This is a genomic window from Chryseobacterium viscerum, assembly GCF_002899945.2.
Classification (GTDB): Bacteria; Bacteroidota; Bacteroidia; order Flavobacteriales; family Weeksellaceae; genus Chryseobacterium; species Chryseobacterium viscerum.
Genome location: NZ_PPEG02000003.1, coordinates 197,963 through 219,791, shown reverse-complemented (window position 1 = coordinate 219,791; position 21,829 = coordinate 197,963). Strand labels below are relative to the sequence as shown.

Genomic DNA, 21,829 nt, shown 5'->3' with positions numbered 1-21,829 from the left:
TATCGTTTTAATAATTATGAGCTATAGTTACTGTATGGTTTATAATAAAAAAACGGGCTAAAGCCCGTTTCTATTGATATTCCTGTTTTTTTAAAATAATTTAAGCCGAGTTTCTGCTCGCATTAATATTCCCGAATAAAGAACGTGTCACCAGCTTCCCATAAGCTTCCAAATCACCTTCTCCTTTCTGAATCTTCATCAAGGCATACTGCTGTATACTCAACAATGGAAGTACAATCTTTTCACGGATCTTCACTGATTTTCTGGATAATGGATCTTCTTCCTGCAGCATTTTAAATCCTGTCAGCTCCAGCATAATATCTCTTGAAAGCTCATATTCATCGAAAAGAACATTCCAGAAGGCGCCAAACTTAGGATTGCTTTTAATATAATACGTCAGAGGGAAATACGACTTGTTCATACTCATCATTGAGTTCAAAACTAAAGTTTTAAAGAAATCCGAACCTTTATACAATTCTCTTACTTCTTCAAATCTCCCTTGTTCTTTCATCTTCTGCATCGCATATCCAAAGCCGAAGAATCCGGGAACATTCTGCTTTAATTGGGACCAGGAACCCACAAATGGTATAGCCCTCAAGTCTTCAAATTTCAGCTCACTTCCGTTTCCTCTTTTTGAAGGACGGCTCCCAATATTCGTTTTCCCGTAATATTCCAATGTACTCATCTCCTGAAGATAAGGAACAAACATAGGATGGGCTTTCAGATCAGAATATTTTTGGTAACTGATATCTGCTAATTCTATAATTAAAGCTCTCTCCTTTTCTGTAAGATCTTTCTTTGCATTTTTGAATACATCATTTTCCACCCCAGCCGTCAGCAGCTGCTCAAAGTTATATTTTGCCTGTTCTTTATTTCCAAAAATACTGGTGATTGTCTGTCCCTGAATGGTCAGTTCAATTTTATTATTGGCAATCGTTTTTCCTTGGGAAGCATAGAAATCGTGGGTTTTTCCTCCTCCCCTGGCTGGCGGACCTCCTCTACCATCGAAGAATACAACTTTAATATTATTCTGTTCGGAAAGCGTTGTCAGCAGTTCTTTTGCTTTATAGATCTCCCAATTGGCTTTTAAATACCCCCCATCTTTGGTTCCATCTGAGAACCCAAGCATAATAGTCTGTTGATTTCCTCTTTTTTCAAGATGCTTTTTATACACTGGATTCTGATACAGTTCATTCATCACATGTTCAGCATTGGCAAGACCTTCCATCGTTTCAAAAAGCGGAACAATATCCATGTTGATTTCTTCGTCTTTATACCCGCAAACCTTAAAGAATGCATAGACGTTCATGACATCTTTCACTGCATCAGAATTGGAAATAATATAGCGGTTCATTCCTCTCAACCCGTTTAGGTCCTGAATTTCCGAAATCTGTGAAACCGTTAATAAAGTATCCTTTACAATATCTTCAAAACCTTCTGTATTTATTTTCTCAGAAACCTGAATCAGCTGATTGAATTTCTGTTCATCATCTGCCTCTTCATTTCCATATACTTTTGCAAATACCTCATCAATGACTTTCTGATGAATCCTGCTGTCCTGACGGATATCCAAAGTAGCAAAGTGAGTTCCAAAGATCATCACACGATCTCTGAAATTAGCCAAAAGATCCAGGAACAAAGAGTTATGTTCATTCACCAATATTTTTTCTGCTTCATCAGCTTTCTTTAAAATATCTTCTGCCGTAATATTTTTTCCATCAAAAATGGCAGCATACAGTTCTTCGCTTAATTGAGTTAAAACTTCAGAAACCCCTCTGAAACTCAATCTTCTTCTGATGAATTTCAAATGGCTGTAATATGACTTCAGAATGGCTGAACGAAGTTCTTCCGCTACTCTTTTTGTCACATCAGCAGTTACAAAAGGATTTCCATCCCTATCTCCTCCTGGCCAGAAACCAAGCTGGATAATATCTTCATGAAGGTGGAAATGCCCGTTGCCAAAAGTCTTTTTGATCTTTGTAAACAGCTCTCCAATGGTATCATAATACACATATCTCAGGTATGAAATAATACTCAGGGCTTCATCTATAGGAGTGGGTTTTTCTTTATTAACAAAAGGGGTTTTCCCCAGCTGCTGCAGAAGCATATCAATCTGAGTGACAGAATCACCGGTAATAGCACCTCTTAAATCCTGAATAATTCTCTGTACTGAGCTTGGGTAAAACTGAGTGGGGTGTGCTGTAAATACAACCTTTATACTAAAATCCTTCAATTTTTCACGTACTTTTTCAATTTTATGATCCTGAAAAGAACGTTCAAAAAGATTGGTCACCGTACCGCTGTCGCTTTCAGAGTGAAGGTTGGGAAATGCCGCATCTTCAATACTGTCAAACAAAACCACCTGCCTTTCTATATACTGAATGATTTTGAAAAGCAGTTCAAGCTTTTGCTCTTCATTCTGAAGATCGGTATGGTTTTTAAAAAATTCTTCAACAATATCTTCAGGGGTTTTCCCGGCTTCATAGCCGGTTCTGCTTTCTTCATAAAGAAATGGAAGCAGCATCCCGATATTCGTCATTTTATCATAAGGCAGGCTCATAAATAATGAATTGTAGATCTGGAACTTATTTTCCACAATCTGCCTGAATTTTTCTGCGCGTTGGTCGTGTATCATAGTAACAAATGTAAGTGATTTTGAAATTAATTAGATTGACAAATGACAAAAAATATAGTCATAAAAATGAAATTTACATTAATTTTTGTTCAGGAAAATTGATTAGTTTTGGCTTCCTTTTAAAAACTTACCATGATCAAATTCAACTTCAATGCCGATGTGAATATCAAAACAAATGGAAATAAGGTCGATAAAAAGGGACTGAAGATCATTTTAATGGTATTTGGTTTGTTTTTTTTGCTTGTTATTTCTTCAATAATAGGTTTTCTCTTTTTCATTTCTAGTAGCCTAAATTCCATGGAACAGGCTGTGGATGATTATAATAAACAAGTAGATTCGGTTGCCGCTTTACCGGTTCTGAAATGTAAAATCTATACTGATAAAGCCATCATATCCCCTATGTCAGGAAAAGAGGCTGCATTCTATTTTCTTCGTGTTGGTTATGTTAATTATAATACTTATAAAATGACCAAACGTCCATCTGAAATTTACGAAAAGTTTGATTACAGCGTCATTGCAAAGTATCCTAAAGGGGCCCAGCTTTCAGTCAATAGCCAATTATATCCTATTGATTTTAAACTATGTATCGCAGATAATATAAGTGGTGCAGAACATTTCACACAGGACACTTACTCCACCAATTACAAAACATCTTACTATTTAAAAAATTATAGACCAACAGAAAATCATAAGATTTCTCTCTTAAAAGATCAGCACCCATGGGTTAACTCATTTCTTGAACCCTATGGTTTAACCAATCTGCTGGTGAAAGAATATGTTTTTAAAAATGGTGATTCGGTTTATATCAAAGGTAAAATTGAAAATGGCCGAATTGTTCCGTTTGTGGAGCATATGATCAACTAAATGATGTGATAAAAAATAACAAAATAGACTTTCATATTGTTATTTATTGTTAAAGCACTAAAATAAAGATAGTTGGATAACTATTATCATATCTGAAATATTAATAATATCTTTTTCATTTAAAATATTATTTACAGCAGACATGTAATGAAGTCAGATTCCAGGGTGTTTTACTTATAAATCCGTCCATATGAAAGTTCTATTAACCTCAGTATTTTTTCTATTAATGCTCCATGGGTCTCCACTTTTGGGGCAGAAAGCACCACAAAACACCTCTGACAGTATTGATATTTTTATCAAAGGTAAAATGGATCAGCTGAGGATCCCGGGACTTCAACTGGGAGTTATTAGGAATGGAAAAATTGAAAAGCTTACCAACTACGGACTGGCAAATATTGAACACCATACTGCCACACAATCTAAAACCGTTTTTTCGATCAATTCTATGACCAAAGCGTTTGTGGGAGTTGCTATTTTACAGCTTCAAGAACAGGGGCAATTAAACATAGATGATCCTATATCCAAGTACTTTACTGATATCCCCAATGAATGGAAACCCATCACTCTCAAACAATTACTAAGCAATACATCAGGTCTTCCCAATAATATTGATGAGAAAGAGCAGGTGCTGGGTGACGGAACAGAAGAAAAAAACTGGGAAATAGTGAGAAAACGTCCTATGGAATTTGTTCCCGGCAGCCAATTCAGCTATAATCAAACCGGTTATTATATTTTAGGAAGAATAATCACACAATTGAGTGGAAAACATTTCACACAATTTATTGAAGACAATCAATTCAAACCCTGCAAGATGCTTGTTACTCAATTTGGTGATTCCAACGATATTATTGAGAACAGTGCCGGGGCCTACTCTACGATCATTAATAAAGACGGTAAATGGATCAATGACGGATCTCTTCACATTGCATTTGCAAGCTTTCCTGTCTTTTTCCGGACGGCTACAGGAATTATTTCTTCGGCTGAAGATATCAGCAAGTGGCTAATTGCTTTGCAGGAGGGAAAATTGCTTAAAAGCGAAAAAAGCGTCAAACAACTTTTTACAACAATACCTCTTAATAATGGCAGTATTGGTGGTTTTAACAAGCTGACTAATGGATATGCTTTAGGCTGGCCAACAGTAGTACGATCTGAACATCCTGCCGCAGCTCCTGTTGGAGGTATGCGCTCAGCTCTTTTTGTATATCCCGAAGACCATTTGTCAATCATTGTTTTAACTAATTTGCAGGGATCAAATCCAGAATGGTTTATCGATGAAATTGCAGGATATTATATTCCTGATATGAAAATTGAAAATGGTTTTAGGCTAAGCCGTAATATGAAGCTTTTACATCATCAGATTATTCAGGATGGATATCAGAACATTGAAAAAGCTTATCAAAAAATACAGAAAAAGCAGAAAAAATTTAAGGTGTCCGAAGAGGAGGTAAATACCTGGGGTTACCAGCTTATGGGTCGCAACCTGAAAGATAAAGCGCTTCAGGTTTTCAAATTAAATACCATCTTATTTCCGAACAGTTCCAATGTCTACGACAGCTACGGGGAAATATTAGATGGATTAGGGTACCAGAAAGAAGCCATTATTAATTATAAAAAATCACTACAACTCAACCCAGGCAACACAAATGCTGCTGATTATTTAAAAAATAAAAGATAGTTTGAATATATTGATTCATCAATTTCAATCAAAAGAGGAATGCCCGCCTTTTTAAAAAACAGTAATTTTATAGATTATTTAAATATCTATGGGATATATCAGAGAATATTACGAACAGATCGTCAAGCTGCAGGAATCGGAATGGGCGTTTATAGCGGGACATTTTCACAGAAAAATTTTTGCTAAGAATGAGATTTTTACTCAGCAGGGCGATACAGAGAATTACTTATCTTTTATAGAGTCCGGGCTGGTAAGGTTTTATATTCCTGATGATGAGTATGGCTATACTTTCAGTTTTAGTTTTGAAAAAGAATTCAGCTGTGCCTATGATTCTTTTCTTACTCAAACTCCTTCTGAGTACGAAATGCAGGCTTTGACAGAGACTGTGGTATGGCAGATTTCCTATGATGATCTGCAGAAAATCTACAGCCAGACTAATGTAGGGAATCATTTGGGACGTTTTGCTTCTGAAAAACTGTTTCTGGCCAAAAGCAAAAGAGAGCTTTCTTTACTAAAACTTACAGCTAAGGAACGTTATCTGAAGTTATTTACAGAACAACCGGAAATGCTGAGACGCGTTCCTTTAAAATATATTGCTTCCTACATCGGAATTACACCGCAGGCTTTAAACAGAATCCGCAGACAGATTAATTAACATAGGTTCATTGTATATCCTTTCTCTTCTGCTGAACTTTGCTGAAAAATATGACAATGAATTTATCTATTCTCGCCTATGGAAACCGCATTTTAAAGCAGAAATGCCTGCAGATTGAAGAAAATACTCCTGACCTACAGACATTGATCGCCGACATGTGGGATACGATGGAAAACGCCAATGGCTGCGGTCTGTCCTCTTCTCAAATCGGAAAACCTTTACAGCTTTTCATTGCTGACAGTCAAGTGGCTTTTGAAAATTTTGATTCGGAAGACCGAATCCTGTACTTTGAGAAAAATGACAAAGGCATAAAAGAAACTTTTATTAATGCAAAAATCATCCACACTTCCGAAGAAACCTGGGAAGATTACGAAGGATGCCTGAGTATTCCCGGACTTTCTCAAAAGGTAAATAGACCCTGGAAAATTACTATTGAATATCTGGATCAGGATTTCATAAAGCATACTAAAGTCTTTACGGGTTTAACAGCCAGAATTATCCAGCATGAATATGATCACACGCAGGGAATTTTATATACCGACCGCCTGAAACCTCTTACAAAAAAATTGATGGAGTCTAAGCTTAAAAAAATTGTCTGTGGGAATATTGCTGTGGGATATCCGATGAAGTTTTTATAATTTTGATCACAAAATATTAATAACTAATTTTACTTTTCACACCATCCATAATCCATGAAAAAAATATTTACTTTTTTACTCATAGCACTTCTGTTCATCTCATGTGAAAAAGATTGTTACAATGCACCTCTGCCCATTCTTTTTAAGTTTGTAGATTCTAATGATGAAAATCTTATTGCCAACGGGACATTGACAAGCTATTCGATTCAGGAAGAAAATAATACCAGTGTACAATTATCCAAAACATCCGACAATATGGTTATTTTGGAAAACGTGGGTGCCTATAATGGTACAAAAAAATATAGTTTCTCTTCCAATGTTAAATCTTTTGATTTTTCAATACAATCATCAGAATTTAAAGGAGGATGTGATGGCTATCAAATCAATAAATTAACATTTACAGGCATAGGTATTGATGTAACTGATGAAAAAGGATATTATAAAATTGTATTCAAATAATTCTCTTTCTTAAATTTGCACTGGAAACACATTCTCTATGAAAGTAATCATCACATTTTCTCTGATATTCTCCAATCTGCTTTATAGCCAGATCAAAGTTCCCGATGATTATAAAAAAATTCCTGATATTCTTGATACCGTAGATTATCTCTATCCGTTTATTGTACCGGCTAAAGACTATGCTTACTGGCGCGTTTTCAGCAATGATATTGATTATGAAAAAGCAGTGATCTATGAAAGTCAGGCTCCCGATTTTATGACGATCAATGAACCTGTTCCTGAAAGAGGTTTTTTCCAGAAATGCATTGGAAACAACTGTTTTTCATATATTCTGGCGTGCAGAAATGAAAGATCTGTTTATTTTTCTAATGAACAGCAGTTGAGAGATTTTATCGGAACGGTAGATAATCTTCCTGAGGCTATTTTACTGGCAAAAACTTATGGTTATTCTGTAGATACCAATAACCGCTTTACCGGAGCCTATACCATTGAAGACCGTCATATTTCCTTGTATCTTATGCAGTCTAAGGGCTGTCCGGCTGTGAAAGAATCTTTTTTAGTTAAAATCAATAGAAAGACAGGAAAACTGGAAGCGAAAAGTAATGGTATTTATGCAAAGGATGAGAACTGTTCTTCTTTGTAGTATATTTTTTGAAAATGCTAAGGCGCAAATAAATTTATAAATGCTATGCTTTAAAACGCAAGGATTTTATCTTTGATAAAATTGATAACCGAATATTTTAAACCATTAAGATTTTTTAAGCTGATAAGAATAGTTAAGGGAATAGCTAAAGCTATTTTTCAGTGATCTGCTTTATTTTCCCTTCAGAGATGGATCTTAATTATTCTTCACTTCTTCACAGATCTTAATGGTTTAATTTTAATACTGCTTCTTTTATATATTAATCGCTCCTTGTCCGGAAGCAATCAGGTAAGCTTCTTTCAACGTTTCAGAATAGGTTGGATGGGCATAGGAAATACGGAACATATCTTCTGCAGTCACTTCAAATTCCTGGGCAATAACACCTTGAGCAATCAAATCGGCAGCTCTGGCTCCAATGATATGAACCCCCAGCACTTCACCATATTTCGGATCTACCAAAACTTTGGCAAAACCGTCCATATCCATTGAAGCCCGGGCCCTTGCACTGGCTGAAAATGGAAATTTCCCTACATTATAGGCTATATTATTTTTTTTCAGATATTCCTCGGTATATCCTACTGAGGCTACTTCCGGCCAGGTATACACCACAGAAGGAATTCGGTTGTAATGAATATGGCGTTTTTGTCCGTTAATGGTTTCTGCTACAAAAACTCCTTCTTCTTCAGCTTTGTGAGCCAGCATTGCTCCTCCAATAACATCTCCGATAGCATAGATATTGGAAGCTGATGTCTGATTATTTTCATTCACTTTAATAAATCCTCTCTCATCAATCTGTACATCTGTGTTTTCAAGACCGAGACCTTTTACATAAGGACTTCTTCCTACCGCCACCAAAATATAGTCTGCTTCCAGCGCTCCTTCTACTCCATTTTTATCTTTAAAAAACACTTTGGCAGCAGAACCTGTATTCTCCGTTTTATAAACAGCCTGATTAAGACGAATATCAATTCCTTCCTTTTTAAGAATTTTCTGGAGATTTTTTCCCAGTTCATGATCCATCGCAGCAATCAGATGGTCTGCATATTCTAAAATGGTCACTTTCGTTCCGATACGGCTGAAAATAGAAGCCATTTCTACCCCGATTACTCCTCCTCCAATAATCACCATGGATTGCGGTTTTTCTTGTAAGGACAATGCCTCCGTGGAAGTGATGATTCTTTTTTTATCAATATCTACCCCCGGAATACTTGAAGGTTTTGAACCTGTCGCAATAATATAATGCTGTGCAGTAATCTCTTTTACTTCAGATCCGTTTATAATTTTCACAGTAGAATTATTGACAAATCCTGCTGTTCCTGTCAGCCTTGTAATTTTATTTTTATTCATTAAAAAGTCGAGACCTCCGGTATTCTTTGAGACTACATCTGTCTTTCTCCCGTACATTTGTGAGAAATCGAGTTTTATAGTATCCAGTTTAATCCCGTGGTCATTGAACTTGTGCTGTGCATCTGCATAGTGATGGGTACTGTCCAGCAAAGCTTTGGTTGGAATACATCCTACATTGGTACATGTTCCCCCCAAGGTATCATACTTTTCTATAATCACTGTTTTATATCCCAGCTGTGCACTTCTTAAGGCTGCTACATATCCTCCGGGTCCTGAGCCTATTACGGCAATGTCATAATGATCCATTTGATTTATTAATTTTTTATGATTAAATTTACTTGCAAAATAAAAGTAAAATTAATAAAAACACTTTTATTTTGCAAGTATTATTTTAACATTAACAAAATGAGTAAAAAAAGATCCACCTGTCCGATCAGCTGTTCACTGGAAATGTGGGGTGACAAATGGTCCCTGCTCATCATAAGAGATCTTATGCTGAAAAAGGAATGTACCTATGGTGATTTTCTTAAAGCAGACGAAAAAATTGCCACCAACATCCTGGCTTCCAAGCTTCAGAATCTATTGGACAATGGCATTATTGATAAGAAAGACCATCCGGACAGCAAATTGAAAATTCTGTATTTCCTGACTCAAAAAGGAATCGACCTTATTCCTGTAATTGTGGAGATCAATCTTTGGGGCGATCAATACCTTACTATTCCTGATGACCGGAAAAAGCTTCTGGAAGACATAAAAAGGGATAAGGAAGATTTTATAAAAAGAGCAAAAGCCTATCTTTCTCCTGAAGTTTAATGAACTTGTGAAAGCATATAAAAAGAAATATTACCAATACTTCTAAACAGCTAACGGTAATAGTTTTCATAAAATTTAATAATAGCAATTTTAAAATTTCATTAACTCAGTTTTCCTTTTTCATTCCGTAAATTTGACTAAAATAAATTTAGAACAATGCTTAATTTCGAGTTTAAAAATCCTACAAAAATACTTTTCGGGAAAGGCGAAATCGCTAAAATTTCCAAAGAAATTCCTAAGGATGCAAGAATATTAATGATTTACGGTGGTGGAAGCATCAAAAATAATGGGGTATACGACCAGGTAAAAGAGGCTTTGAAAGATCATGAAGTATATGAGTTTGGCGGAGTTCCTGCCAATCCAGAATACGAAGTCTTAATCAATGCTCTTAGCTTTATTAAAGAAAAAAATATCACTTACCTTCTTGCTGTAGGTGGCGGATCTGTGATTGACGGAACCAAGTTTATCTCTGCAGCAGCCCATTATGATGGTGAGCCATGGGATATTCTGAAAATGCCGGTAAGAACATTTGAAGGGCAGGGAATGCCTTTTGGAAGTATTCTGACGCTTCCTGCAACAGGTTCTGAAATGAATTCAGGATATGTAATCTCAAGGAGAGAAACCAATGAAAAACTATCTTCAGGAGGTCCTGGACTTTTCCCACAATTTTCTGTGTTGGATCCGGAAGTTATCAGATCAATTCCAAAAAACCAAATCGTTAACGGAATTACAGATGCGTACACTCACGTATTAGAGCAATATATGACGGCTCCTTCTTCTGCCGACCTTCAGGAAAGAATTGCAGAAAGCATTCTGATCAGTCTTCAGGAAACAGCTCCTAAAGTGTTGGCCGATGACTTCAATTACGATGCTGCCGGAAACTTTATGTGGTGCTGTACAATGGCTCTGAACGGACTGATCCAGAAAGGAGTAATCACAGACTGGGCAGTACACGCAATGGGTCACGAACTGACCGCCTATTTCGGCATTGATCATGCGAGAACCCTGGCGATCATTGCTCCATCGCACTACCGTTACAATTTTGAAGATAAAAAAGGAAAACTGGCACAATATGCTGAGAGAGTTTGGGGAATAAAGGACGGAACTGTAGAAGAAAAAGCAGAACTGGGAATCAAAAAAATGGAAGAATTCTTCCACAGTCTTCATATTAAAACCAAACTTTCTGAATATACAGAAGACTTTAACGGAACGGCTGAAAAGGTTGAAAAAGCCTTTACAGAAAGAAACTGGGTAGGTCTTGGAGAGTATAAAAAACTGACTCCGCAGGATGCTTATAAGATTGTAGAGATGAGTTATTAATAGTTTCGGAGTGCGCGATTTCGAGATTCGGGGGTAAGTGTTTATATTAAGTTTCAAACTCAAAATAGATAACCCGAAACCCGCATCTTGTATTGCCACTCCTATAAAATTATTTAATTTACAAACATTCGTTTAAAAATTCGTTATTTCATTATAGATATTTCAAATTTATTTATATTTTAGCATATTCTTAAATTTGTGAAAATGAAAAAACAGCTACTTTTATTTGCCTTTTCTGCCCTAGCGCTTACTTCTTGTAAAGATGACAATCTTGATGCATACGAAATGGATATCATGAAGGGAGATTGGAAGGAAGTTAAAAGGGAAGTAATTTCCGGAAAAGATAATAAAACAGTGCTTTATACTGAAACTTTAACAGGGTGTGCAACCAAAAATACTCTTTTCTTAAGAACAGATTATTATGTAAGCTACACAGCGTATACGGGAGAAGGTGCCAATTGTACTGCAGCTCCGAAAACTGAAGGAAGATATACCTACGATGCTGATTCGAAAATTATTGGAATCAAACTTGGTGATGATGCATCAATCAACTACAAAGTGGAGGTCTTGACAGGCAAAGATCTTAAACTTGCTCAGCAATCAGGAATCTTTGATATGAATGGAGATAAAATTCCTGACATTCCTTACGTTACCTACAAAAGATAAATCATAGACTCCCGTTAATCGGGAGTTTTTTATTATTTTTATATCTAATTTAAAACTGAATATAATGAAGAAGATTCTTACAGCATTTCTGTTGCTGTGTTTTACTATTGCCTTTTCTCAGGAAAAAAAACCGATGTTCTGGCAGGACATTCAGGAATTCAAAAAACAGGATCAGCAAAACCCGCCACAAAAGGATGCCATTTTATTTCTGGGAAGCTCATCATTCACAAAATGGACTGACATCGCTGATTATTTCCCTGACAAAATGATTATCAACAGAGGATTCGGAGGATCAAGGCTTACAGATCTTAATGATTTTGCGAATGATCTTTTAGCTCCTTATCAACCAAAGCAGATCATTATTTACTGTGGTGAAAATGATTTTGCAGACAATCATCAGTTAAAAGCGCAGGTAGTTGTCGACAGATACAAAGCTTTTTATAAAAAAATACGTGAACGATTTCCTTCTATTGAAGTAGATTATATCTCAATCAAATACTCGCCGAGCAGAGAGGTGATCTGGCCACAAATGAAAGCTGCCAACAAAAAGATCGCTGCTTTTATGAAAAAAGAACCTCATGCTGAGTTTATTGACGTTACAAAAGCAATGGAAGATGCTAACGGAAATGTAAGAAAAGATATTTTTGTAGAAGACATGCTTCACTTTAAGCCGGAAGGATACAGAATCTGGACGAAGGTGATCACTCCTTATCTAAAATAAACTACAACCCATGATAAAAAAACCAATAACCACTCTTTTCTTTGTTTTACTGTATTCTCTTTCATTTTCTCAGGAAAAACCGAATGAAAAAACAGTTCTTCAGGAACTTTCAGACAATGCCTGTAAGTGTGCTGATTCTATTAGTCTGTCTAACCGGAAGAAGGAAGATATCCTAAAAGATGTCCATGAATGTATTGACAAATACACGGGAGCACTTCAGATCTCAACTCTTTTGAAAGGCGCAGAAAAACAGTCAGAAAAAGCCCCTGAAGTGAATGAAAAAAAACAGATTAACCTGACTTTTAACACCAATAAGGATTCACAGCAGTACAAGGACAGTTATAATGAAATTGAGCGCTATCTGATGCAAAACTGCAGAAGTGTAAAAAAAGCTACTCAAACTACTGAAACCAGCTATGACAAGTTCTCAAAGAATAGTACGGCCATTGATTTCTATCAGAAAGCTGCTGAAGCAGGAAAATTGGAAAACTGGAAGGATGCGATCCAATACTATGAACAGGCTGTAAAAATTGATCCAAAATTCATTTACGCCTGGGATAACCTGGGAATCACCTATAGAAAAGTCGGAGAATATGATAAGGCTCTTCATGCTTACAAACAGTCTTTAGCAACTGATCCAACAGGTAAAATGCCTTTACAGAATATTGCCATAACGTATGTTTATAAGAAGGAATACCAGAAAGCTATTGATGCATATAATGATTTTGACAAAGCATATCCAGGCGATCCGGAGGTTTATTATGGAATGGGGCAAGTGTATTTTACTCATTTGAAAAATAATGAGAAGGGGCTCGATAATATCTGCAAAGCCTACACCATTTATACTATGCAGAAATCTCCTTACCGGTCTGATGCAGAAACCATGATAGGGTATATCTACAAAAGTATGAAGGAGGAAGGCAAAACAGATAAGTTTAAGGAAATCTTAAAAAACAACAAGATCCAATTTGATTAGAAAAATAAAAACTCCCAAAAAATGGGAGTTTTTTTTATCTTATTTCTTTCTTTTAGATTTAGATATTGCTTTCTGCTGAGCTCTGTTGGCCCCGAATTTCTTAGGGGTCTTTCTTTTGGAAGGACCACCCCAGTTTTCTTTTGTATTTTTACTTTTCTTCTCGTGGAAAGCTCCTCCCCCGTCATTCAGTTTTACCTGTGCAGGATTTTTCATGACCACCTGATCTTCTTCAGCAGCGATCTTTTTAGGATTGATCTTAACGTCTTCCGGGAATTCATTAAACTTCAAATCTTTATCCATCAAAAGCTCTATATCAAGAATCAAAGGTTCTTCTTTTTTAGCTACAAAAGTAATTGCCTTTCCTTCTTTATCTGCTCTACCTGTTCTACCTATTCTGTGGATATACTGTTCCGGAATATCAGGCGTTTCAAAGTTGATCACATGGGTAATGTTTGAAATATCAAGACCTCTTGCCATTACATCCGTAGTAATCAAACCTCTGATCTCTTCATTTTCAAAACTTTTCATCGCTTTCAGCCTGTAATTCTGAGATTTGTTCGAGTGAATCACATCAAACTGCTCAGGGAAAAGCTCATCAATTTTGGTAAAGAGCAGGTCAGCATGTTTTTTATTATTATTAAAGATCAACACCTTAGACATATCTGTATTGTTCTTCAGTAAATGTTCAAGTAAATTGATCTTCGTATTAAAGTTTTCTACTTTATAAGCAGTCTGTTCTATTTTTTCAAGCGGCGTTCCAGATTTTGCCAATGAAATTTCTATCGGATTTGCAAAATACACATCCAACATTTCATCTACGGCTTCTGTCATGGTTGCAGAGAAAAGAATATTTTGTCTCTTCGCCTTCATCATTTCAAAAATATGGGTAAGCTGCGGTCTGAAACCTAAGTTAAGCATCTCATCAAATTCGTCAATGATCAGTTTCTGAACTTCTTTCAGAGAAATAGCATTATCTATGGAAAGGTCCATCACTCTTCCCGGAGTTCCAACCAAAATATCACAACCATTATTGAATAACAATTTCTGAGTATTGATATTTTTCCCTCCGTATATTCCAATAACTCTTGCAGTAATATTTTCTGTCAGTTTCTCAAGAATTTCAGTTACCTGTACTACCAATTCTCTTGTAGGAACAAGCACCAAAACAGTTGGATTCCCTGTTTTGCTATATTTCCAGGCTTTAAGAACGGGCAAAAGGTAAGCTAATGTTTTCCCGGTTCCAGTCTGTGCAATTCCCATCACATCTCTCCCTGAAAGAATAGGCTTCAAGCTTTTTTCCTGAATGGGTGTAGGCTCAAATAATTCTAAATCCGCTAAAACATCAAGAATTTTAACCGGCAGGTCAAAATCTGCAAAAGTGAGTTTTTCCATTTTGCAAAGATAGGTATTTAATTAGAAGTTGAAAATTAGAGGCAACAGATATTAGTTATAGGGGGCAGATATTAGGTAGCAGGTGGCAGGTAATTGAACTCAAGAATATTTCCTGATCATATAAAATAAATCAATATTGTATTTTGTACGCAACTATCAATACAATAACAAGCCACTTTATTTTCTAATTCACCTTAACACTGTTACTTTTGATTTTGATGTCATCATCTTCCCATTTACTCGAGGTAACGATAACGTATCCTTTCTTTTTCGGGTCTTTTTTGATGGGAAATTTGTCCTCTTCCCACTGATTACAATGGGTGGAAATAGAAGGAATTAAAAGCTTCCAGCCCGCTTTCCCTGATGTATACACCAGAAATCCCCGCCAACAGCTTGTACACCATCCGGGATAGATTCCAATTTCATCTTTTCCATCCTCATTAAGGTCTCCAAGGTTATATAGAGTTCCGTCATAAGCCGGCGAAACAGTAAACGGTTTTATCTTTTTATCACTGAAATAAACAGTGGTTTCACATTTTCCGTCACATTCATCAGTACAATCACTGACTTTAGTATAGGCATATTCTTTGGTTCCGTTTCCGTCAAAATCGCCCTGTACTTTCTCCTCTTTTCCTTCCTGAGCCCAACAATATGAGCTGAATAAGGTAATAGCTGTTATAATAAGTGTTTTCATTGTTATTTTTTGATTGTAAAATACGGGATCGGAATACATCCATTTTCAGCATTAACTTTTTCATCATTTCCTCGTAACTCTCAGCAAAAGTATTAAAACCAGAATCACTGAAAAAACAAAACCTAAGACCGCCACCAAAGACAGCTCCCCTATTCTCGGCCCGGATTCTGAAGAAAAAACAATGGCTGTCGCTATTATATTGGCACCTAAAATCATGGCTAAAATAAGATTGACCACACTGGATTTGATCAGCTGATTGGTTTTATCAATATTTTTGATCTCACTGGAAATGGTAAATTTATTTTCATCCAGCTTTTGGAGAACAGAACGCAGTTCTTTCGGGATTTCATCTACATTATCCGTAAAATTCATCATCCTGTCCATTCCTGTTTTCAAAAGATTCTTGGGACTTATTTTTCTGGTGAATATCTTCTTTGTATAAGGATGAAGACTTTTAACAATATCCAGATCAGGATTGATATTTCTTCCAACCCCTTCTATCAGACTGATCCCTTTGAATAAAAGATAGAAATAATCCGGCATATAAAGCCTGTTATCTTTTAAAATATTCTTCATCTTGTTGATCATCACCTGGACATTAATCTCCTGCAACGATGAGCTGTGAACAAAGTTCAGGATGTCTTCCACATCATTTTCAAACCTTCTCTCATCGGGAATCTCATAGCTTATCGCCATTTTCTTGAGGTAACGGACAATTTTATGGGAATTTTTAGCGACAAAACTTACAATAAGATTTTCAAGAATTTCTTTATCATTAGGCTGAATTTTTCCTACAGCCCCAAAATCAATGAAAACGACTTTGCCGTCTTTTTTTACCAGAATATTTCCGGCATGAGGATCAGCATGAAAGAATCCGTAGTCTAAAATCTGGGAAACAAACAACCTCAATCCTACTTCAGAAACGTTTACAGGATCAATACCATTCGCAAGAAGAACAGATTTATCAGTCACCTTTATCCCATCAATAAATTCCATACAAAGAATATTGTTGTTGGAAAATTCTTCGTAGACTTTTGGGACGTAGGTTTCTTTATTATTCTTAAAATTCAGACGGAACTGCAGGATATTATTTCTTTCATTTGTCAAAGAAACTTCTTCCAGTAATGATCTTTCAAAAGTGGAGATGGCCTGTTTCATATTCAGCTTCTCTCCTATCTCCGAATAAGCAGAAATCAGTTTTTCAATGTCTTTGATGAGCAGCAAATCATCTTCAATAACAGACTGAACATCGGGTTTTCTGAGTTTTAAAATAACAGGACTTCCATCCTTCAAAACGGCTTTATAGACTTGTGCAATGGAGGCTGTAGCCAGAGGTTCTTTCTGAATTTCCAGAAAATAATCTTTCACGGAGATATTGAATTCACTCTCTAGTGCTTCTTCGACATTCATGTCTACCACTTCTACTTTGTCCTGAAGTTTCTGCAGCTCCTGGATCAGTTCCGGAGGTAAAAGATCTTCTCTGCTGCTGAATGTCTGACCAAGCTTTACAAAGGTAGGTCCCAGCTCTTCAAGAGCCAGTCTTATCCTTTCATATACTGTTCCTTTCGAAATAATTTCATCTGAATTACCGGAAGCTTCTTCCTGCTTATTTCCTCCGTTCATCCTTGCCAGCATGTCTTTAAATCCATATTTACTCAATACGGAAATCAGTCTTGCGGATCTTTTCAGTTTTCTTTGCTGCTTGTCAAACATAGTGTTTCAATAGTAAGTGCAATTTACTCCAAAAACTATTCCCAACTACAGTTTTATAATGAGGCCTAAAAAAAACTGCCAGAATACCAGCAGTTTTTTATATGTTTATCCTTAAGATTTACGATGGTAAACTTAAATTACTTGCTTCCAATTTCCCTGTTTTTGATGTAACAATTTCAAATGAAACTCTCTCTCCTTCGGATAACGTTACTAATCCAGCCGCTTTTAAGGCGGAGTTATGAACAAAAACATCTGCCCCTCCACCATCAGGAGCAATAAAGCCATATCCTTTTGTTTGGTTATACCATTTAACTGTACCTATCATTTATTTATTATTTTTCGTGATTTTGAACTCTGTTTATTTTAGTTGCTATCTACAACTCTCACATTTTCTGCTTGTGCTCCCTTGTTTCCCTGTACAATACGAAATTCTACAATTTGCCCTTCTGACAAAAATTTCGAAGAGCTGGCAATAGCCGAATGGTGACAAAAAATAGCATCTTCTCTTCCTTCCGGGATGATAAAGCCGTAGCCTTTTTCTACATTATACCATTTTACAATTCCTTTTTGCATAGTTTTTAATTTTTATTAATGAATAAATATAATGATTTTAAAGCATATGTTAAAAATTCAAACCAATAATCTGTATTTTATAGATAAAATAACAACCATAATAACAAAAATCAACAATTAGTGACAAAATTTAATATAATTATATATATTTACAGCGTACAAATAAAACAAAAGTATTAGACATGAAAAATTTACGTAACAACAAACTTTCAAGAGAACAATTAAAAGGGATTGCAGGAAGCGGAATCATTATCGGAAACTGCTCTAACCAATGCTGCCCTACGGATGGAAGACCAAGATGCCCAAGACTGATCTGCCCTGCGGTAGTATGTCCTCAGTACATGTAATTTACTCCGGTAAACAACAATAAAAGTGATAAAAAATCGGTTTTTATTGCATACCACTATACTTAATCAAAAAATATTCAAATGAAAAATTCACGTAACAACAAACTTTCAAGAGAACAATTAAAAGGAATTTCAGGAAACGGAATCTCTACCAATAAAAAGTGTACTTATGATTGCTGCCCTACTGATGGAAGACCAGTATGTCAAGATTTCATGTGTCCTGATGTAATCTGTCCTGGTACAGGTACTCCTCCTGAGTATTAATAAAATACTTCATTAAATTTTAGGTAAAATAAAACAGAATGCTTTCGCATTCTGTTTTGTTATTTAAGATAGGTTTCATAGAGGTCTTTCCTTCTGTCATTCATCACCTGAACAGAACCGTTGTGATGAAGGTCTTTCAGTAAATTTAAATCAACATCCACAATTAAAGTCATTTCTGTATTGGGAGTAGCTTCTCCTTTTACAGCATTAGAAGGAAAGGCAAAGTCTGAAGGGGTAAATACCGCAGCCTGCCCGAACTGGATATCCATATTGTTTACTCCCGGCAGGTTACCCACACAACCCGCAATAGCTACATAACATTCATTTTCAATTGCTCTCGCAGCAGCACAGTGACGCACCCTGATATAGGCATTTTGCGTATCTGTAAGGTAAGGAACAAAAAGAACCTTCATTCCCTGGTCGGCCAGAATTCTTGGTAATTCTGGAAATTCTACGTCATAGCAGATCACAAGTCCTATTTTTCCGCAGTCGGTATCAAAAACTTTGATCTCGTTTCCTCCTTTCATTCCGTAATATTTTTTTTCGTTCGGAGTGATATGGATTTTTCGGTATTCATCAATACGCCCATCACGGTGCAACAGGTAGCTGACATTATACAAATCATTATTATCATGATCAAAAACAGGCATGCTTCCGGAAATAATATTGACATTATAACTGATCGCCAGTTCAGAAATTTTATTTTTTATTTCTTCACTTAATTTAGCTAGCTCGATCATACTGTCTCTTTCTGAAAGCTTATTGAAAGGGGCTAAAAGTGGTGTATTGAAAAGTTCCGGGAAAAGAACAAAGTCTGATTTATAGTCTCCCATTACATTAACAAAGAACTCTACCTGCTCATAAAAAGCATCAATATTTTTAAAATGCCTCATCTGCCATTGTACCAATCCTAAGCGGATAATACTATCCTGCATCGTATTGGGCTTTTTGCTGTAATAGATATTGTTCCACTGCAGCAAAACAGCATTTTCCAATGATGATTCATCTTCGGGAAGATATTTTTTCAGAATCTTTATAGGAAGGAAGTTATTGGAAAGCTGGAAAGACAGCACAGGGTCATAAATTTCCTTATCTCTTACTCTTCGGATATATTCTCTTGGAGAAAGCTCATCACTATATTTATGATAGTTCGGAATTCTTCCTCCCAGAATAATTGATTTTAGATTGAGCAGCTCACACAATTCTTTTCTGGCATCATACAATCTTCTTCCCAGACGCAGCTCCCGGAATTCCGGATCAACAAACACTTCTATTCCGTACAATACATTTCCTGTTGATAAATGGGTATTGAATGTATAATTTCCTGTAATATCAACATAGGTGTGGTCGTCCCCAAATTCGTCATAATTCACGATAATGGACAGCGCTACAGCAGCTAATTTCCCGTCTACGGTGATACAAATCTGACCTTTAGGAAATATTCTCGTAAGTTTTTCTATACTTTTTTTAGACCAGATAGATTCAGACATCTGAGGATACGCCCTTTTCATTGTCACAACCAATTCATCATAATCCTGAACAGTCAGGGGTCTCGTTTCTATTTGCATTTGATATAATTTTACTTAAATTTAAGGAAAAATAATTAAGAAAATATAATAGAAGTGGGTACTTACATAAAATACACTGATGAAAATACTATTGAAATACCAAAAGAACAACTTCATAGGCTTTCAGAATTTAACTGTTTAATTTATGATTCTACTACTAACGAGCTTAAAAAAATAGAGCGGTTTTCAAAAAACTATAGAACAAAGCAAATTGAACAATTAGGAGGTGAAATCTATCTTTCTTCGGAAGACCAATTACCGGAAGTCATTACTAATCACATAGATATTGGATCATTTGGCAAGCCTTGGACATTTTATTATAATAAAGAAAAGAACAATAAAGGAGAGGCTCAATGGGAGTATATATTTTATCGTAATGGCAGTCTGTTTGGCAAAGGTATTTTTGTATTTGATGATAGAAATAGAAAATTAGCCGGATGCGCAATAGATTTAATGACAGGTCTTATAACTGATAAATTTAAAAATTTTTATGGTGACCCTTCTGTATTTGATGATGAATTCCAAAACGAAACCATTCCTAATATTCAATTTAAATATAAAGAAGATGATTCTATCGAGGAAATTTATTTTCAGGATGAGGATTATTCGTTGAGAGATTTTCTAAATAATGACGAAATAAGTATGAAATTCAACTGGAAAGAAAACACCTATTATCATTCTTTTGAGCCCTTGTTTTCCTCAAATTAAAACATCTTTTTAAAACCTTTATTGATCAATGAAGCCTTATGCACTAACCTTAGCTGTAAGTATCCCAATTATTTTTATTGTAATAATTTTTTATCCAGACTCAGCAACCAATCTTTCACATAACTTAAACCTGTTTTCAGTATCTGAAATCAAACCTCAGGAAACGAAAAGTCTTGTTTATTTTTATTTAATGGGAGCAGTGTTTTTAAATTATGCTATTTTTCATAAACATATCCTATTCAAGCTGGTATATTGCTTATTAATTGCTTTAAATATTTTACTGATCATTACTTCATTAAAACAATTTTAACAAAAAAATAAGCAAAAATTCAAATGGATATTATAGCTAAATATAAAATACAATTTGGAAAAAGAAGGATACATCTGAATCAATTTAAAGTGATGGCTTCTGCTATACCTGTACTAGACGGCTTTATGTCTGAATTCAGATCTTTTTATGAATCAGAATCATTACTTAGCCTAATCAATCTTCATGATTCTCCTGATAAAGGAGAGACCCATTATATAACACAAGGAATGATGCTTGCCAGAATTTCTTATGACCGTACACTATTTTATCAAGAAGATGATCATTTTTATAAAAATGCTGATTATGAACCAGACCTTATTATTCCCACACAAGACTTCAAAGAAATTATTTTGGAATGGAGAAAACATTTACACCGTAATTTGTTTCTGGAAGACCAAAATTTAACCTTGCAAAAACATCATTTAGACTTTTACGATGAATATATAAATGAAAGAAAAATACATGTTGTAAAGTCCACACAGCCTTCACATCAATTAAGCGGAGATCTTGCTGTTTTTCTTAATAACACCCATCCTGATATACTCAATAAGATCATCCTGCACATTGAAGCAAGAAGTAAGATTACGTTTGAACCAACAACTTCTGATCATCAACTTTCTTTAACTATCAGCGAGATGTATTCATCAATAGAAAATATCTCTCAGAAGGTAGCAGTTCATGAAATTTTCACTTACGAATTAAGAGAGATTCTAAGAGAGTGGCTTATTTATATCAGCTACGGTCAGTTCAGAAAGCTAAAATTCATATAAACAATTTAAGTGAAACCAAGTATCTACTTTTAGCCCATAAAAACGCAGCCACAATAATTATGAAATTTTATCCATATG

At 35.5% G+C, this 21,829-nt stretch carries 23 protein-coding genes; 15 read left to right on the top strand and 8 right to left on the bottom strand.

The window, feature by feature from the left end; translation table 11 throughout:
• Nucleotides 1-100: 100 nt before the first annotated feature.
• Nucleotides 101-2,635, bottom strand: a complete 2,535-nt coding sequence (locus tag C1634_RS07560) for a phosphoenolpyruvate carboxylase (protein WP_109738156.1) — start codon at nt 2,633-2,635, stop codon at nt 101-103.
• Between the two features lie 132 nt (nt 2,636-2,767).
• On the opposite strand from C1634_RS07560, the gene C1634_RS07555 reads away from it, so the two are divergent.
• The 6 genes from C1634_RS07555 to C1634_RS07530 all read left to right on the top strand — a co-directional run bounded on the left by C1634_RS07555 (nt 2,768) and on the right by C1634_RS07530 (nt 7,569).
• On the top strand, nt 2,768-3,499 hold the full coding sequence (locus tag C1634_RS07555; RefSeq protein WP_103235083.1) for a hypothetical protein: 732 nt from the start codon (nt 2,768-2,770) through the stop codon (nt 3,497-3,499).
• Between the two features lie 190 nt (nt 3,500-3,689).
• The gene (locus C1634_RS07550; protein ID WP_109738155.1) at nt 3,690-5,174 is read left to right on the top strand and encodes a serine hydrolase domain-containing protein; all 1,485 of its coding nucleotides are present in this window, start codon (nt 3,690-3,692) and stop codon (nt 5,172-5,174) included.
• An 88-nt stretch (nt 5,175-5,262) separates the two neighbouring features.
• A complete protein-coding gene (locus C1634_RS07545) occupies nt 5,263-5,829 on the top strand; it encodes a Crp/Fnr family transcriptional regulator (protein WP_109738154.1) in 567 nt (188 codons plus the stop codon).
• Between the two features lie 56 nt (nt 5,830-5,885).
• Nucleotides 5,886-6,467: a peptide deformylase gene (def, locus tag C1634_RS07540; protein WP_103235425.1), complete on the top strand. Its 582-nt coding sequence runs from the start codon at nt 5,886-5,888 to the stop codon at nt 6,465-6,467.
• Nucleotides 6,468-6,521: 54 nt separating this feature from the next.
• Nucleotides 6,522-6,926, top strand: coding sequence for a hypothetical protein (locus C1634_RS07535; RefSeq protein ID WP_103235424.1), 405 nt, complete (start codon nt 6,522-6,524; stop codon nt 6,924-6,926).
• A gap of 37 nt (nt 6,927-6,963) precedes the next feature.
• Nucleotides 6,964-7,569: a hypothetical protein gene (locus tag C1634_RS07530; protein WP_103235423.1), complete on the top strand. Its 606-nt coding sequence runs from the start codon at nt 6,964-6,966 to the stop codon at nt 7,567-7,569.
• Nucleotides 7,570-7,821: 252 nt separating this feature from the next.
• On the opposite strand, the gene lpdA is transcribed toward C1634_RS07530, so the two are convergent.
• Complete coding sequence (lpdA, locus tag C1634_RS07525; protein ID WP_109738153.1) at nt 7,822-9,222, bottom strand: dihydrolipoyl dehydrogenase; 1,401 nt, start codon at nt 9,220-9,222, stop codon at nt 7,822-7,824.
• Between the two features lie 99 nt (nt 9,223-9,321).
• Between lpdA and C1634_RS07520 the strand changes: the two genes are divergently transcribed.
• The 5 genes from C1634_RS07520 (at nt 9,322) to C1634_RS07500 (ending at nt 13,412) form a co-directional block, all read left to right on the top strand.
• The gene (locus C1634_RS07520; protein WP_109738152.1) at nt 9,322-9,729 is read left to right on the top strand and encodes a winged helix-turn-helix transcriptional regulator; all 408 of its coding nucleotides are present in this window, start codon (nt 9,322-9,324) and stop codon (nt 9,727-9,729) included.
• A gap of 156 nt (nt 9,730-9,885) precedes the next feature.
• Entirely contained in the window at nt 9,886-11,049 is a 1,164-nt protein-coding gene (locus C1634_RS07515; RefSeq protein WP_103231769.1) for an iron-containing alcohol dehydrogenase, read from the top strand.
• Nucleotides 11,050-11,253: 204 nt separating this feature from the next.
• Complete coding sequence (locus tag C1634_RS07510) at nt 11,254-11,715, top strand: lipocalin-like domain-containing protein (RefSeq protein ID WP_103231770.1); 462 nt, start codon at nt 11,254-11,256, stop codon at nt 11,713-11,715.
• A gap of 64 nt (nt 11,716-11,779) precedes the next feature.
• Nucleotides 11,780-12,436 (top strand): GDSL-type esterase/lipase family protein, encoded by a 657-nt coding sequence (locus C1634_RS07505; RefSeq protein WP_103231771.1) that lies wholly within the window; start codon nt 11,780-11,782, stop codon nt 12,434-12,436.
• A gap of 10 nt (nt 12,437-12,446) precedes the next feature.
• Nucleotides 12,447-13,412, top strand: a complete 966-nt coding sequence (locus C1634_RS07500; RefSeq protein WP_109738151.1) for a tetratricopeptide repeat protein — start codon at nt 12,447-12,449, stop codon at nt 13,410-13,412.
• Between the two features lie 39 nt (nt 13,413-13,451).
• Here the strand turns inward: C1634_RS07500 and C1634_RS07495 are convergent, their stop codons facing one another.
• The 5 genes from C1634_RS07495 to C1634_RS07475 all read right to left on the bottom strand — a co-directional run bounded on the left by C1634_RS07495 (nt 13,452) and on the right by C1634_RS07475 (nt 17,784).
• Nucleotides 13,452-14,804 (bottom strand): DEAD/DEAH box helicase, encoded by a 1,353-nt coding sequence (locus C1634_RS07495; RefSeq protein ID WP_103231773.1) that lies wholly within the window; start codon nt 14,802-14,804, stop codon nt 13,452-13,454.
• Nucleotides 14,805-14,988: 184 nt separating this feature from the next.
• Nucleotides 14,989-15,498 (bottom strand): hypothetical protein, encoded by a 510-nt coding sequence (locus C1634_RS07490; RefSeq protein WP_103231774.1) that lies wholly within the window; start codon nt 15,496-15,498, stop codon nt 14,989-14,991.
• 63 nt (nt 15,499-15,561) lie between these two features.
• A complete protein-coding gene (locus C1634_RS07485) occupies nt 15,562-17,211 on the bottom strand; it encodes an ABC1 kinase family protein (RefSeq protein ID WP_103231775.1) in 1,650 nt (549 codons plus the stop codon).
• Between the two features lie 118 nt (nt 17,212-17,329).
• Nucleotides 17,330-17,536 (bottom strand): cold-shock protein, encoded by a 207-nt coding sequence (locus C1634_RS07480; protein WP_103231776.1) that lies wholly within the window; start codon nt 17,534-17,536, stop codon nt 17,330-17,332.
• A gap of 38 nt (nt 17,537-17,574) precedes the next feature.
• Nucleotides 17,575-17,784 carry a cold-shock protein gene (locus C1634_RS07475; protein WP_103231777.1) on the bottom strand — a complete coding sequence of 70 codons (210 nt, stop codon included), beginning with the start codon at nt 17,782-17,784 and terminating at the stop codon, nt 17,575-17,577.
• Nucleotides 17,785-17,966: 182 nt separating this feature from the next.
• On the opposite strand from C1634_RS07475, the gene C1634_RS25940 reads away from it, so the two are divergent.
• Nucleotides 17,967-18,131 (top strand): hypothetical protein, encoded by a 165-nt coding sequence (locus C1634_RS25940; protein ID WP_165835285.1) that lies wholly within the window; start codon nt 17,967-17,969, stop codon nt 18,129-18,131.
• Between the two features lie 81 nt (nt 18,132-18,212).
• Complete coding sequence (locus tag C1634_RS07470) at nt 18,213-18,395, top strand: hypothetical protein (protein ID WP_103231778.1); 183 nt, start codon at nt 18,213-18,215, stop codon at nt 18,393-18,395.
• Between the two features lie 59 nt (nt 18,396-18,454).
• Here C1634_RS07470 and C1634_RS07465 read toward each other — a convergent pair whose 3' ends face one another.
• On the bottom strand, nt 18,455-19,963 hold the full coding sequence (locus C1634_RS07465) for a carbon-nitrogen hydrolase family protein (protein WP_103231779.1): 1,509 nt from the start codon (nt 19,961-19,963) through the stop codon (nt 18,455-18,457).
• 54 nt (nt 19,964-20,017) lie between these two features.
• Here C1634_RS07465 and C1634_RS07460 point away from each other — a divergent pair, with 54 nt between their 5' ends.
• Both C1634_RS07460 and C1634_RS07450 read left to right on the top strand, forming a co-directional pair.
• On the top strand, nt 20,018-20,671 hold the full coding sequence (locus C1634_RS07460) for a hypothetical protein (protein WP_103231780.1): 654 nt from the start codon (nt 20,018-20,020) through the stop codon (nt 20,669-20,671).
• Nucleotides 20,672-21,004: 333 nt separating this feature from the next.
• The gene (locus C1634_RS07450) at nt 21,005-21,751 is read left to right on the top strand and encodes a hypothetical protein (RefSeq protein ID WP_103231782.1); all 747 of its coding nucleotides are present in this window, start codon (nt 21,005-21,007) and stop codon (nt 21,749-21,751) included.
• Nucleotides 21,752-21,829: the final 78 nt, after the last annotated feature.

Excerpts from the sequence above, each read along its gene's own strand:
- C1634_RS07515 (WP_103231769.1), top strand. The coding sequence starts at position 9,886 with ATGCTTAATTTCGAGTTTAAAAATCCTACAAAAATACTTTTCGGGAAA.
- C1634_RS07550 (WP_109738155.1), top strand. The coding sequence starts at position 3,690 with ATGAAAGTTCTATTAACCTCAGTATTTTTTCTATTAATGCTCCATGGG.
- C1634_RS07520 (WP_109738152.1), top strand. The coding sequence starts at position 9,322 with ATGAGTAAAAAAAGATCCACCTGTCCGATCAGCTGTTCACTGGAAATG.
- C1634_RS07560 (WP_109738156.1), bottom strand. The coding sequence starts at position 2,635 with ATGATACACGACCAACGCGCAGAAAAATTCAGGCAGATTGTGGAAAAT.
- C1634_RS07495 (WP_103231773.1), bottom strand. The coding sequence starts at position 14,804 with ATGGAAAAACTCACTTTTGCAGATTTTGACCTGCCGGTTAAAATTCTT.
- C1634_RS07545 (WP_109738154.1), top strand. The coding sequence starts at position 5,263 with ATGGGATATATCAGAGAATATTACGAACAGATCGTCAAGCTGCAGGAA.
- def (WP_103235425.1), top strand. The coding sequence starts at position 5,886 with ATGAATTTATCTATTCTCGCCTATGGAAACCGCATTTTAAAGCAGAAA.
- C1634_RS07510 (WP_103231770.1), top strand. The coding sequence starts at position 11,254 with ATGAAAAAACAGCTACTTTTATTTGCCTTTTCTGCCCTAGCGCTTACT.
- C1634_RS07490 (WP_103231774.1), bottom strand. The coding sequence starts at position 15,498 with ATGAAAACACTTATTATAACAGCTATTACCTTATTCAGCTCATATTGT.
- C1634_RS07475 (WP_103231777.1), bottom strand. The coding sequence starts at position 17,784 with ATGCAAAAAGGAATTGTAAAATGGTATAATGTAGAAAAAGGCTACGGC.
- C1634_RS07465 (WP_103231779.1), bottom strand. The coding sequence starts at position 19,963 with ATGCAAATAGAAACGAGACCCCTGACTGTTCAGGATTATGATGAATTG.
- C1634_RS07555 (WP_103235083.1), top strand. The coding sequence starts at position 2,768 with ATGATCAAATTCAACTTCAATGCCGATGTGAATATCAAAACAAATGGA.
- C1634_RS07470 (WP_103231778.1), top strand. The coding sequence starts at position 18,213 with ATGAAAAATTCACGTAACAACAAACTTTCAAGAGAACAATTAAAAGGA.
- C1634_RS07500 (WP_109738151.1), top strand. The coding sequence starts at position 12,447 with ATGATAAAAAAACCAATAACCACTCTTTTCTTTGTTTTACTGTATTCT.
- lpdA (WP_109738153.1), bottom strand. The coding sequence starts at position 9,222 with ATGGATCATTATGACATTGCCGTAATAGGCTCAGGACCCGGAGGATAT.
- C1634_RS07480 (WP_103231776.1), bottom strand. The coding sequence starts at position 17,536 with ATGATAGGTACAGTTAAATGGTATAACCAAACAAAAGGATATGGCTTT.
- C1634_RS25940 (WP_165835285.1), top strand. The coding sequence starts at position 17,967 with ATGAAAAATTTACGTAACAACAAACTTTCAAGAGAACAATTAAAAGGG.
- C1634_RS07450 (WP_103231782.1), top strand. The coding sequence starts at position 21,005 with ATGGATATTATAGCTAAATATAAAATACAATTTGGAAAAAGAAGGATA.
- C1634_RS07535 (WP_103235424.1), top strand. The coding sequence starts at position 6,522 with ATGAAAAAAATATTTACTTTTTTACTCATAGCACTTCTGTTCATCTCA.
- C1634_RS07485 (WP_103231775.1), bottom strand. The coding sequence starts at position 17,211 with ATGTTTGACAAGCAGCAAAGAAAACTGAAAAGATCCGCAAGACTGATT.
- C1634_RS07505 (WP_103231771.1), top strand. The coding sequence starts at position 11,780 with ATGAAGAAGATTCTTACAGCATTTCTGTTGCTGTGTTTTACTATTGCC.
- C1634_RS07530 (WP_103235423.1), top strand. The coding sequence starts at position 6,964 with ATGAAAGTAATCATCACATTTTCTCTGATATTCTCCAATCTGCTTTAT.